The organism is Brevundimonas sp. FV2ps16 (genome assembly GCF_058681075.1).
Window position 1 is genome coordinate 536,129 of record NZ_CM178728.1, and the last position, 11,588, is coordinate 547,716.

Here is an 11,588-nt window from a genome sequence, read left to right on the forward strand (position 1 = left end):
ACCGGAGCGCCCAAAGACCTGGATCCCGGCTTTTGCCGGGATGAGCGGAACAGAAAATCTCACCGCCCCAACTCCTGCAGGGCCGCCCGGATCACCGCCGGCAGTTCCGCCTCGTCGCCCAGCCGGATCAGGGCCTGATCCACCGCCCGACGCGCATTGACCTCGGCCACGCCCAGCCCCAGCAGGGCCGAGACCGCCTCTCCGGTCAAGGACGGCGGGGGCGGCGCGATCTCGACATGGACGCCCGGCGCTGTGGGCGCAAAACTGACGTCCCCCAGCGGCTTGCCCTTCAGCTCGGTGACGATCCGCAGCGCCAGCTTGGGGCCCACCCCATTGGCCCGCGCCACGGCCGCCTTGTCCTCGCGCGCCACGGCCCCCGCCAGTTCGCCCGGCGGCAGCACGTCCAGCACCGCCAGCGCTGCCTTCGGCCCCACGCCCTGGATGGCCAGCAGGGTGGTGAAGGCCCGCCGTTCGTCCCGCGTGAGAAATCCGTACAGGCGCGGCCCCGCGTCCTCGCTCCACTGCGAATGGACATGGACCGTCGCCTCGTCGCCCAGCGCCGGCAGCCGTCCCAGGGTCCGCGCCCCGCACGACACGACATAGCCGACCCCGGCGCAGTCGATCAGGCAGTCCGCCTCTCCGACCTCGGCCAGCACGCCTCTCAATCGCCCGATCACGCCGCCCCCCGGTGCATGGCTTCCAGCAAAGACCGTTTCCTCAGTTGCGCATGGGTGACCGCCACGGCCAGGGCGTCGGCGGCGTCGGCCTTCACGTCGCCGGCCGTCGGCAACAGCCGCTTGATCATGAAGGCGATCTGGCTCTTGTCCGCATGGCCCGCCCCGACCACGGCCTTCTTAATCAGATTGGGCGAATATTCCGCGACCGCCAGGCCCAGTTTCGCCGGCGCCAGCATCACCGCCGCCCGCGCATGGCCCAGTTTCAGCGTCGAGGACGGGTTCACATTGACGAACACCTCTTCCACCGCCGCCTCCTCGCAGCCGTGGTCGGCGCAGATCGTCCCCAGGGCCTCGAACAGGAACAGCAGGCGTTCGGAAAAGGGCGCCGCCTCGGGCGGGGCCACCACTCCGTGCGCCACCCACCTCAGACGCGCGCCGTCCGAGACGATCACCCCCCAGCCGGTGCGTCTCAGACCCGGGTCCAGCCCGATGATTCTGACAGGTTCGTTCGCCATCCGTTCCCCTCATGCCGCAAAGAGGGTTATCGGGCAATGAACGGTTTCAGTCGTCGCGCGGATCGAGACGATACGAGGTCACGCCCGGCACGACGCTGAGTTGCTCCGCCAGGCGTTGCAGGTCCGCCTCGCTCGCCGCCTTCAGCCGCCAGGTGCGCCGCGCTCGCCCGTCCTCCGTCATTTCGAACCGCCCCGGGCGCACCTCGGCGTCCAGCGACCGCAGCGCGGCCTGGACCGCCGCCTCGGGCGAGGGGTCGCGTCGCTCCCAGCAGACGGCGGCGTCGATCACGGTCCGGCCCGGCAGGCGCCGGTCGATCAGCCTCAGTCCGCCCAGGATCACGGCCGTCGTCGCCGTGCCCAGCGCACCCAGTCCGTAAAGCCCCGCCCCGAACAGCAGACCGACGGCCGAGGTGATCCACAGCGACGCCGCCGTCGTCAGGCCATGAACGGAAAAACCGGTGCGGAAGATCACCCCGGCGCACAGAAACCCGATGCCCGTCAGCACGCCGTGCGCCATCCGGGTCGGGTCCGTGGTGATGTTCTCATTTGGCAGAGCGCGGAACGCCCAGTCGGCCTGAGACAGGGCGGCCAGCATCAGCAGAGCCGAGGCCAGGCTGACCAGGATATGGGTTCGGAACCCGGCCGCCCGCCCACGCCACTCCCGCTCAAGCCCGATCACCCCGCCGGCGACGACAGCGCCGACGATCGGCAAGATCGCACCTTCGAGACTACCCAGATCCATCCGCTCTCAACGACGCCTGAACCCGAGCGTTCCGCCGGCTGGCGCTCAGCCGTGGGCCTCGACATAGGCCTCGGGGTCCTTGTTGACCGGCCTTACCCCCGTGATGTGCTCGGCCTCAAAGGCGGCGAACTTCACCGCCAGCGCATGTCGCGTCGCCACGTCGGCGTTCAGGCGGAAGTCGGTCAGGCCCTGCCGCTCCTCCTCGCCCATATGTTTGGAGTTGACCACATTGGCCTCGCCCACGGCGGCGAACCAGCCGGGGCTGCCGACCTCATGCGCCTCGACGGCCTTGACCGCGTCGCGCAGCTTGTTGTGATCTTCGATAGCGTCCTCGGTCTCGCCCTCGACCGTGCCCTCGTCGGCGTCGTTCGCGCCCTCGCCCAGCCTTATCAGGTCGGGATAGAAGAACCGCTCCTCGGCCTCGGCGTGGACATCCAGAAAGGCCGACAGCCTCAGCCAGACTGCGCTCAGCGCCTCGACGTCCTTCGGCTCGATCTGTTCGATGATCGAGAACAGCCGGCGTTGTTCGGCGTGGTCGTCGAGGATCAGTTGGGTGATGTCCATAGGCGGTCGTCTCTGCGACCCGAACGTCATCCGCCCTGGCGGCCGCCGGGGTCGGCGGGTTTCGCGGTCCCCGCCTAAATCCCGGTCAACGGCGCAGGTTCCGCCCCCCGACTATGATCAGCCGACGATGGCCTGCAGCTGGGCGGCGGCGTCGGCGATGGTGGCGCGACCGCCACGGCCGCGACGGGCGGCGTCCAGGGCGGCGGCGGACATGGCGCCCTCGGCGCGGGCGCTTTCCAGGTCCTCGCGCAGGGCGCTGATCTGTTGGGTCAGGGCCTGAACGCGGGCCTCGTGCTCGTCCTGGGCGGCGGTCAACTTGGCCTGCAGCTTGGCGGTGCGTTCCTCGGCGCGGGCGATGGCCTTGTCGTGGGCCATGGCCGCCTTGGTCAGGGCCTCGGCGCGGTCGACGGCGGCGACGCGCGCCACCTCCATCGAGGCCTGGCGCTGACGCGATTCCTCGGTCTCGATCTCCAGGGTACGGACCCGTTCCACGGCGCGATCCAGCGCGACCTGAAGCGTGTCGGCCCGCCGTTCGACGGCGTGGGCGCCGGTCTGCAACTCGTTCAGGCGCGACGCCTGTTCGCTGTTCAGCACTTCCAGCCCATTGGCGCGCGCCGTGGCGGTGTCCAGTCGGGCGGTAAGGGCGGCGATCTCGGCGCGGGCCGATTCGACCTGGGTTTCCAGCGATCGGATGGCGCGGGCGGCCTCGGCCTGTTCGGAGGCGGCGCGGGCGCGTTCGGTGGCCAGCTGGCCTTCGCCGGCGGCGGCGGTGCGGGCCAGACCCGCGACCTCGGCGCCGACCTCGTCGATCCGGCGGCGCAGGGCGGTGTTTTCTTCCAGCACCAGGGCCAGGTCGCGCTGCACCTGACTGCGCGTCTTGTCGGATTCGGCGCGACCGGCCTCGGTCTGTTTCAACTGGTTGCGCAGGGCGTCCTGATCCTGCTCCAGCTCGCGGATCCGTTGAGCTGCGGCGCGTTCGGTCGTCTCAAGCCCCTCCAACCGCGTCGCGGCCTGGGCCAGTTCGCTGCGCAGACGCCCCAGATCGACCCGGGCTTCCTGCAGATTGTTCGTCGCCTCGCCGCCGCGCGCCGCCAGATCGTCGGCCTTGGCCTCGGACTCGGCCAGGGCGTCCGACAGTTTGCGGACCTCAGCGTTCAACGCGCCGACCTGCTTCATCGTCGCCGCATTGGCGTTGCGCAGATTGATCAGCTCGATGTGGTTGTCGCGCCGCGATTTGAACTCGGCGTCCAGCGGCTCGCGCAGCTGACCCAGCAGGCTTTCGAACGTCCCGAACCGCTGCGCCATTTCCGACAGCTGATCCAGACTGTCCTGGATCGTCTCGAACCGTTCGCCGATCAGGCCGGCGACGTCCTGTTCCGCCGCACGGTCCAGAGCAACCGGCGCGTCCTTGTTCTGGTCGCCTTTACCGCCCCGCGACAGCACCCTGTCGATCCTGGTCAGTTTCATGATTGTGCCCGCCTCGATGTCTCGCTTCGCGGCGGGCGTCCTCAATTCCGGCCCCGAAAGGCGAATCGAACCGCTCACCGTCCTGTGTGAGACGTTAATCGCGGGTTACGAAGGTGTCGAGACCTCCGTTCATCGATCAGGCCGTATAGGTATTATCCGGCGTATTTGGCGGCATCCTCGTCAGAGATGTCCTCGTTCGAATAGACGTTCTGCACGTCGTCCTCGGCGTCCAGCGCGTCCAGCAGCTTGAACAGGGTGCCGACGGCCTCGCCCGTGACCGTCACTTCCGACTGGGGCTTCCACACGATGGCGGTCGACTTGGGGTCGCCCAGCACCTTGGACATGGCCTCGGCGACTTCGTTCAAGTCCTCGAAGGCAGTCCAGATCGTGTGACCCGGCGCGTCCTCGTAGATGTCGGGCTTGACCAGGTCGCTCTCGACGTCCTGGGCGCCGGCCTCGATGGCGGCCTCCATGACTTCGTCCTCGGTGCCGGCCTCGGCCTTGTAGATGATCTGGCCGACCTTATCCCACATGAAGGCGACCGAGTTCATCTCGCTCAGCGCGCCGCCGTTCTTCTTGAAGGCCGCGCCGATGTTCGAGGCCGCACGGTTGCGGTTGTCGGTCAGGGCCTCGACGATGATGCCGACCCCGCCCGGGCCCCGCCCCTCGTAGCGGACCTCTTCCATTGTATCGACGTCGCCGCCCGAGGCCTTGTTGATGGCCCGCTGGATCACGTCCTTGGGCAGACTTTCGGCCTTGGCGTTGTTGACGGCCAGACGCAGGCGCGGATTGGCCGCCGGATCGGGCAGGCCCGACTTGGCCGCCACCGTGATGTCGCGCGAGAGCTTGGAGAACAGCTTGGAGCGCTGCGCATCGGCGCGCCCCTTGCGGTGCATGATGTTCTTGAATTTCGAGTGGCCGGCCATGGGATCGTCTTCGAGAGTCTGAAACCTGAGCCGCGCGTCCTAGCCGATGCGCGGCGGGCTGTCACGATAGCCGGACACGATGGGCGGACACGATAGGCAGGCACGATCCGCTTCGGGGGTGGAACCGCGACCGTTTGGGGGTATTGATCCGGGACGCTGCTATGGAGCCCCCGATGAACACCGCCGACATCTATGAGGCCGAGGGCCGCGCCGACGACGATCTGCACGAGGCCGACATCGTCGAATGGTACGAGACCCGCCCCGTCACCGTCTCCACCGCCGTCGCCGCCGGATCAATCATCACCGCCTTCACGCTGGGCGCCCTGACCGCCGTCGGCGTGCTGTTCTTGACCGGTCGGCTAGAGGACTGAACGTCCAATCCGTCCATCCCGGCGAAACGGGGATGGACGTAAGTCAGGGCTCGACCCGAAGCGCCTTAACGCGACACCCGGAGCAATCCTCCGCCTTCAGGATCAGGGTGTTGGTTCCTGACATGAAGGGCAGGTCTGAGGTCGTACTTGCTGCCGAGCCATCGTCGGGCGGCAGATCGACCGAAACCGCAGCGCCACCGTTCAGCGAAACTGACACCCGCCCCCCGGCTCCGATCACCGTGACGGGCCTCTTCCCTGCAGTCTCCGCCGTCACAGTGTAACGCAGCCACTCCCCCGTCTCGAACTCCGCGACCACCGGCGCGCCCTCGACCACGGCGATGTCTACCCCGTCGTTGCGCCAGGTCCGTCCCGTGTTCCACCAGGGCACGCGCTCGCCCGGCCCGTCGGTATCCGAATCATAGACGTCCTTCCACGCCACGCCCGACCGCCCCAGATCATAGTCAGCCGCCCGGATCGTCGCGCCCGCTGACCCGATCCGGTGCGGCACGAACGGAACCGCCGCGTCCGAATGGGGCTGGCGCAGCATGGCGTCCACCACGTCCCGGTGCTCGAAATTGTTCTCGAACCGAATGTCGTGGGTCGCCAGCCGCATCAGCGTGTCTTCCGCCTCCTGCGCCGTCGGCCGGGGCCCCTTGCCCGTCAGATAGGCGACCAGCCTGGGCCAGCCGGAGTTCGGCGTGATCTCCAGCGGCTGGTTGAAGCCGATCTTCTTCAGCGGCCAGAAGGCCCAGCCGATCCCCTCGTCCTCGACCAGGGCGATGGTCTCAGTGAACCAGGTATTGGAATTCTCGCCGGATTCGCCCAGCCACACCGGCGCGTTGGTCTCGTCCCTCAGCCGCAGGATGTCGGCGATCGAGGCCCGGTCCGTCGCGTTCCAGTATTTGTGGAAGCTGATCGCGGTATTGTCGTCCCACAGGGGCGTGACGCCGCGATAGTTGTTGCCCCAACAATTGCCCTCGATGACGATCATGTGCCGCGGATCGACCTCGCGGATCGCCGCCGTGATCTCCATCATCAGCGAGCGCAGCGGGGCGTTGGTCGTCTCTTCGCAGCCGTGGCCGCCGCCGGGCTTTTCGAAATCCCAGTTGGGTTCGTTGATCAGGTCATAGGCGCCGATGGCCGGCTCGTCGGCGTAGCGTTCGGCCAGCCGCCGCCACAGGGCCACGGTCTTGCGACGGTTCTCGGCGCTGTCCCACAGCGACGGTTTCGACGGATCCCGGTCCGATATGGCCAGGTCGCTCCCCTGCCCGCCCGGCGCGGCGTGCAGGTCCAGGATCAGATACAGGCCGTTGGCCTTGACCCAGGCCAGCAGGGCGTCGACCTCGGCGAACCCCTCTTCCTTCCAGGTGTCGCGCCCCGCGACCGGCTCCTGATCCACGGGCAGGGTCAGCCGGTCATAGTGCATCGGCAGCCGCACCGAGTTGAAGCCCCACCGCCCCATGGCGTCGATGTCGGCCTTGGTCGTGTGGTTGGCGCGCCAGGCGGCGTAGAAGGCTTCGGTCTTCTCCTCGCCGATCAGATCGGCGATCCGCGCCCGGATCACATGCTGCGGACCCAGGGCGCCAAGCTGCAGCATATAGCCTTCCTGCAGCACCCAGCCGCCCAGGCCCATGCCCCGCAGGATGACCGGCTCGCCCGCCTCATCGACGATCCGCGTCCCCTCGGCCCTCAGGAAACCGCCCGTCTGAGCCTTCGCCCCATAGGGCGCACATAGCATCGCCATCGCAGCCAGGGCCGCGATCCACTTCGTCTTCATGGCGTTCCTCCACGCTCCCTTTTTGGGAACGTTCTCACGAGAAGCGCGGGATGGAAAGGTCGCCAACTCAGACCTTCCCCCGCTTGCGGGGGAAGTGTCAGCGCGTCGAGCGAAGCGAGACGGCTGACGATGGGGGAAGCCTTCTTGCTTAGGCGACACTCCCCTCTCCGACCCTGGTCCGCTTCGCGGGCGCCGGGCCACCTCTCCCGCAAGCGGGAGAGGTCTTCAGCCCCTCACCCCACCTTGAGGTTCTCCACCACAGCCCTCAGCTTGGCGGGCAGGGGCTTGGGTCGGCGCGTCTCGGCGTCGACATAGACGTGGACGAAATGGCCGACGGCGGCGGGCACGTCGGCGCTGCGCTTGAACACGGCGAAGCCGTAGCTGACGCTGGAGGTGCCGATCCGGTCCACCTTGATCCCGACCTCGATCACATCGGGGAATTTCAGCGCCGAGGTGTATTGGCAGCCGCTGTCCACCACCAGGCCGATGGACTCGTCCAGGGCGTTGGCGATCAGCAGGTGGGCGTTCACCGCCGAGTCGACGAACTCGTAGAATTTCGCGTTGTTGATATGGCCGTACTGGTCGTTGTCGGCCCAGCGCGTCGAGACCATGTGGAAGGCCTTGTAGGTCGCGCGTTCGGCCAAGGGCCCCAAATTGCTCTTGGGCATCGTCAGTCGTCCTCTCCCCGGCGACAGTCCGCGTCGCCTTCAACGCGACGCTCGGGCTTGGACGACGTTGCGTCAAGCGCCTATCGGTAGGGGACAGATGACGAAGGCTTGACCATGAGCATCCAGACCCGTGCCGCCGTTCTGTCCGCCATGGGCGCCGCGCGCCCCTACGCCGACAGCCGCCCCCTCTCCGTCGAGACCGTGACGCTCGACCCGCCGGGCCCCGGCGAAGTCTTGGTCGCCATCAAGGCCGCCGGCCTGTGCCACTCGGACCTCAGCGTCATCAATGGCGACCGTCCCCGCCCCCTGCCCATGGCCCTGGGGCATGAGGCCGCAGGCGTGGTCGAGGCCCTGGGGGACGGCGTCACAGACCTGGCCATCGGCGATCACGTCGTCATGGTCTTCATGCCCTCGTGCGGCCATTGCGACCCGTGCGCCGGCGGCCGTCCCGCCCTGTGCGAGCCGGGCGCCGCCGCCAACGGCAAGGGCGAGCTTCTGTCCGGCGCCCGCCGCCTCTTCCGCGAGGGCGAGCCGGTCAATCACCACCTCGGCTGCTCCGCCTTCGCCGAACGCGCCGTCGTCTCGCGTCGCTCCCTGGTCAAGATCGACCCCGACCTGTCATTCGAGGAGGCGGCCCTGTTCGGCTGCGCCGTCCTGACCGGCGTCGGCGCCGTGGTGAACACCGCAGGGGTCAAGGCGGGCCAGAGCGTCGTGGTCATCGGCCTGGGCGGCGTCGGCCTGTCCAGCGTCCTGGGCGCCCTCGCCTCCGGCGCCTCGCCGGTCGTCGCCGTCGATCTGTCAGATGACAAGCTGGCCCTGGCCCGCACCCTAGGCGCTGTCCAGACCGTCAACGGCGCCGCCCCGGACGCCGTCGATCAGGTCCGCGCCCTGACGAACGGCGGCGCCGACTTCGCCTTCGAAATGGCCGGCTCAGCCCGCGCCCTCGACACCGCCTGGAAGATGACCCGGCGCGGCGGGACCACCGTCACCGCGGGCCTGCCCCCACCCGACGCGGCCCTGGCCGTCAACATCGTCTCCCTGGTCGGGGAGGAACGCACCCTGAAGGGCTCCTATATCGGAACCTGCGTCCCCAGCCGCGACATCCCCCGCTACGTCGCCCTCTACCGCCAGGGCCGCCTGCCCGTGGACCGTCTGATGAGCGGCGTCATCCCCCTGGACGACATCAACGCCGGCTTCGACCGCCTTCACGCCGGCGAGGTGGTGCGGCTGGTGGTCAGACCCTGAAAGTTAGGCCCTGCCCCCCAGCCCCGCGATCACTCCGCCGGTTTCGGCGGCGCGTTCTTCACATACTGGTCCATCCAGCGGGTCATCTCCCACAGGGTGTGGCCCACCGATTCCCGCGCGCGATAGCCGTGCGCCTCCAGCGGCAGGGTGACATAACGCGCCGTCGCCCCCAGCCCCTTCAGCGCGGCATAGAACCGCTCGGACTGGACCGGGAAGGTGCCGGAGTTGTCGTCCGCCTCGCCGTGGATCAGCAGGATCGGTTCGTTCAGCTTGTTCGCATAGGTGAAGGGCGACATCTCGATATAGATCTCGGTCGCCTCCCAATAGTTGCGCTGCTCGGCCTGGAAGCCGAACGGCGTCAGCGTCCGGTTATAGGCGCCCGACCGCGCGATGCCGGTGCGGAACAGGTCGCTGTGCGCCAGCAGGTTGGCGGTCATGAAGGCGCCGTAGCTGTGGCCCCCGACGGCGATCCGGTCGCGATCCGCCACCCCCATGCCGACCACCGCATCGACCGCTGCCTTCGCATCGGCGACGAGTTGTTCGACATAGGTGTCGTTCGGCTCGGCCCCGTCCTTGCCGATGATGGGCATGGAGGGGTTGTCGAAGATGGCGTAGCCCTGGGTCAGCAGGAACAGGTGGCTGGACCCGCCCGGTCGTACGAACCGGTTCTGCACATCCACCGTCTGGCCGGCCACCGCCGCATCGGTGAACTCGGCCGGATAGGCCCACATCAGCATGGGCAGGGGCCCGTCGCGATCCTTGTCGTAGCCGGCCGGCAAATACAGGGTCCCCGACAGCTTGACCCCGTCGGCCCGCTCGTACGTCACCAACTGGCGCGTCGCCCCGGCCAACTGCGGCGCCGGATCGGGGAACTGGGTCAGGGCCGTGGTCTGGCCCGTCGTCAGGTCGCGGATCTGCAGGTTGGGCGGATCCAGCCGCGTCTCGCGCTGGGTCACCACCCGCTTGCCGTCCGCATCCAGGAAGCCGACCACCGCCTCGTAATCCGTGTCGGCCGAGGTCCACAGCCGCTCGCTGCGGCCCGTCCCCGGGTCCATGGCGGCCAGGAAGGGGAACTCGCCCTGCGGCGTCGCCCCGGCGCCCGACATAAGGATCCGCCCCTGAGGATCGAACCGGATAACCGACCGTCCGGCCGCATTGGGCTGGGTCACCGGCTGGCCCGGATTATCGTATCGGGCCTGATAGTTCCGCTCCAGCAGCACCCTGCCCTCGCCGGGGTTTGACGGATCGACCACGAACCGCGTCTCATGCCGGGTGTTGAACCAGCGGCTGTTGACGATGGCCAGATCGTCCTTGCCCCAAACGATCCCGCCGTAGCGTTCCTTCAAGTCGATCAGCTTGACCGGCTCAGCCGTGAAGGGCGCCGCCTGCATGAAGACCCGGTCTCGGAACTCGACCTCGCGCTTGAGATCGCCGCCGTCCAGCGCCTCGACCCAGGTCAGGGTCGCCGGCGCATCGGCCCGCCAGCTCACCGAACGCGGCCCCGGCGCCACGGCGTCGAAGGCGGTCGGCACATCATCCCGCAACGGCAGATCGGCGATGGTCCGCACCACCCGCCCGTTCAGGTCCGTCACCACGATCTCGGTCGGGAACAGGCCCGCAGGCACGACATAGGAATAGGGGCGCTTTGCCACCTCATGCAGGATGTACTTCCCGTCCGGCGACACGGCGCTGTCCAGATAGACCGCCGGCGCCCCGATCGTCCGTACACGGCCGTTCAGCGGAACCAGGGTCAGCTGCGACGTGAAATAGTGATCGAACAGGGCCTCGTCGCCGGGGTTCGACAGCAGGTCCTGATAGGTCCGCACCGGCGCCACCCGCCCGGCCGTCTCCTCGATGTTCGGCCCCGTCGGCGCCATGGTAACATCTGGCGCCGGACCGCGCCCGGCCGGCACGGCTTCAACCAGCAGACCCGAACTGTCGGGCAGCCATTCATAGCCCGACCCGCCCGTCATATTGACCAAGGGCTCGGTCAGTTTGCGCGCCCGCGCCGAGGCCACGTCCACGACCCACAGCTCCAGCCCCGTCGGCCGGTCCAGCACCAGGGCCAGCGATTTTGCATCCGGCGAGAACCGCGGCGCCGTGAACCGCGCCTCGGCCGGCAGGGCCACGACCCGCGCCGGTCCGCCGTCCACCGCCTGCAGGCTCAGCCCCGTCAGCCAGGACACCCGGCTCTCGGCCATGCCGTTGTTGCGCGGATTGATCCGCGCCCCCGCCAGCCGCAGCATCGGCTCAGCCAAGGCCTTGATGCTGGGCAGGTTCGACCGGTCCAGCAGCACGAGGGTCTTGCGGTCCGGGCTCAGCATCGGCGCCGGCGTCGGCTTGGCGTCCAAGATGTCGGCGATGGGCGACGGCGGCTGCTGATAGACCGACACCGTCTGCGCCGCGCTTTGACTGGCGCTCTGGGCGAACGCCGCCCCCGCCGTCGACGCCATCAACACCGCCGCCAGCGCAACACCGGCCCCACGAACGTGCATCATCATCCGAAATCCCCCACGAGTTGCAAGCGTGAGACCTAACGACACACAAGGCGCGGCGCCAAGACGTTTTGGCGTTACACCGTCACAATCGCTCGCCGCCGCAGACGCCGCCCAACAAAAACGGCGGCCCCGTCGGAG

General features: G+C 68.4%; 11 protein-coding genes. 2 read left to right on the forward strand and 9 right to left on the reverse strand.

Features of this window, described 5'->3' with window-relative positions; all coding sequences use genetic code 11:
- Positions 1 to 59: 59 nt before the first annotated feature.
- From ruvA to ACW170_RS02545, 6 genes are all read right to left on the reverse strand, one after another.
- Positions 60 to 677, reverse strand: a complete 618-nt coding sequence (gene ruvA / locus ACW170_RS02520) for a Holliday junction branch migration protein RuvA (RefSeq protein ID WP_492088142.1) — start codon at positions 675 to 677, stop codon at positions 60 to 62.
- The gene (gene ruvC / locus ACW170_RS02525) at positions 674 to 1,192 is read right to left on the reverse strand and encodes a crossover junction endodeoxyribonuclease RuvC (protein ID WP_008259243.1); all 519 of its coding nucleotides are present in this window, start codon (positions 1,190 to 1,192) and stop codon (positions 674 to 676) included. Before ruvC ends, ruvA begins: the two co-directional genes overlap by 4 nt.
- A 46-nt stretch (positions 1,193 to 1,238) precedes the next feature.
- Entirely contained in the window at positions 1,239 to 1,934 is a 696-nt protein-coding gene (locus ACW170_RS02530; protein WP_492088143.1) for an MgtC/SapB family protein, read from the reverse strand.
- Between the two features lie 45 nt (positions 1,935 to 1,979).
- The gene (locus ACW170_RS02535; protein WP_492088144.1) at positions 1,980 to 2,498 is read right to left on the reverse strand and encodes a hemerythrin domain-containing protein; all 519 of its coding nucleotides are present in this window, start codon (positions 2,496 to 2,498) and stop codon (positions 1,980 to 1,982) included.
- Between the two features lie 117 nt (positions 2,499 to 2,615).
- Positions 2,616 to 3,965 carry a hypothetical protein gene (locus tag ACW170_RS02540; RefSeq protein ID WP_492088145.1) on the reverse strand — a complete coding sequence of 450 codons (1,350 nt, stop codon included), beginning with the start codon at positions 3,963 to 3,965 and terminating at the stop codon, positions 2,616 to 2,618.
- Positions 3,966 to 4,117: 152 nt separating this feature from the next.
- Positions 4,118 to 4,891, reverse strand: a complete 774-nt coding sequence (locus tag ACW170_RS02545) for a YebC/PmpR family DNA-binding transcriptional regulator (RefSeq protein WP_271164637.1) — start codon at positions 4,889 to 4,891, stop codon at positions 4,118 to 4,120.
- Between the two features lie 173 nt (positions 4,892 to 5,064).
- Between ACW170_RS02545 and ACW170_RS02550 the strand changes: the two genes are divergently transcribed.
- The gene (locus ACW170_RS02550) at positions 5,065 to 5,262 is read left to right on the forward strand and encodes a hypothetical protein (protein ID WP_492088147.1); all 198 of its coding nucleotides are present in this window, start codon (positions 5,065 to 5,067) and stop codon (positions 5,260 to 5,262) included.
- A gap of 43 nt (positions 5,263 to 5,305) precedes the next feature.
- Here ACW170_RS02550 and ACW170_RS02555 read toward each other — a convergent pair whose 3' ends face one another.
- Both ACW170_RS02555 and ACW170_RS02560 read right to left on the reverse strand, forming a co-directional pair.
- Positions 5,306 to 7,039 carry a cellulase family glycosylhydrolase gene (locus tag ACW170_RS02555; protein WP_492088149.1) on the reverse strand — a complete coding sequence of 578 codons (1,734 nt, stop codon included), beginning with the start codon at positions 7,037 to 7,039 and terminating at the stop codon, positions 5,306 to 5,308.
- A 233-nt stretch (positions 7,040 to 7,272) separates the two neighbouring features.
- Positions 7,273 to 7,707, reverse strand: a complete 435-nt coding sequence (locus ACW170_RS02560; RefSeq protein WP_492088151.1) for an acyl-CoA thioesterase — start codon at positions 7,705 to 7,707, stop codon at positions 7,273 to 7,275.
- A gap of 114 nt (positions 7,708 to 7,821) precedes the next feature.
- Here ACW170_RS02560 and ACW170_RS02565 point away from each other — a divergent pair, with 114 nt between their 5' ends.
- Positions 7,822 to 8,952: a zinc-dependent alcohol dehydrogenase family protein gene (locus tag ACW170_RS02565; protein ID WP_492088152.1), complete on the forward strand. Its 1,131-nt coding sequence runs from the start codon at positions 7,822 to 7,824 to the stop codon at positions 8,950 to 8,952.
- 29 nt (positions 8,953 to 8,981) lie between these two features.
- On the opposite strand, the gene ACW170_RS02570 is transcribed toward ACW170_RS02565, so the two are convergent.
- Entirely contained in the window at positions 8,982 to 11,453 is a 2,472-nt protein-coding gene (locus ACW170_RS02570) for a S9 family peptidase (protein WP_492088153.1), read from the reverse strand.
- Between the last annotated feature and the right edge of the window lie 135 nt (positions 11,454 to 11,588).

Coding starts and splice junctions, on each gene's coding strand:
- ACW170_RS02550 (WP_492088147.1), top strand. CDS start 5,065: ATGAACACCGCCGACATCTATGAGGCCGAGGGCCGCGCCGACGACGAT.
- ACW170_RS02560 (WP_492088151.1), bottom strand. CDS start 7,707: ATGCCCAAGAGCAATTTGGGGCCCTTGGCCGAACGCGCGACCTACAAG.
- ACW170_RS02565 (WP_492088152.1), top strand. CDS start 7,822: ATGAGCATCCAGACCCGTGCCGCCGTTCTGTCCGCCATGGGCGCCGCG.
- ACW170_RS02540 (WP_492088145.1), bottom strand. CDS start 3,965: ATGAAACTGACCAGGATCGACAGGGTGCTGTCGCGGGGCGGTAAAGGC.
- ACW170_RS02530 (WP_492088143.1), bottom strand. CDS start 1,934: ATGGATCTGGGTAGTCTCGAAGGTGCGATCTTGCCGATCGTCGGCGCT.
- ACW170_RS02535 (WP_492088144.1), bottom strand. CDS start 2,498: ATGGACATCACCCAACTGATCCTCGACGACCACGCCGAACAACGCCGG.
- ACW170_RS02545 (WP_271164637.1), bottom strand. CDS start 4,891: ATGGCCGGCCACTCGAAATTCAAGAACATCATGCACCGCAAGGGGCGC.
- ACW170_RS02570 (WP_492088153.1), bottom strand. CDS start 11,453: ATGATGATGCACGTTCGTGGGGCCGGTGTTGCGCTGGCGGCGGTGTTG.
- ruvC (WP_008259243.1), bottom strand. CDS start 1,192: ATGGCGAACGAACCTGTCAGAATCATCGGGCTGGACCCGGGTCTGAGA.
- ACW170_RS02555 (WP_492088149.1), bottom strand. CDS start 7,039: ATGAAGACGAAGTGGATCGCGGCCCTGGCTGCGATGGCGATGCTATGT.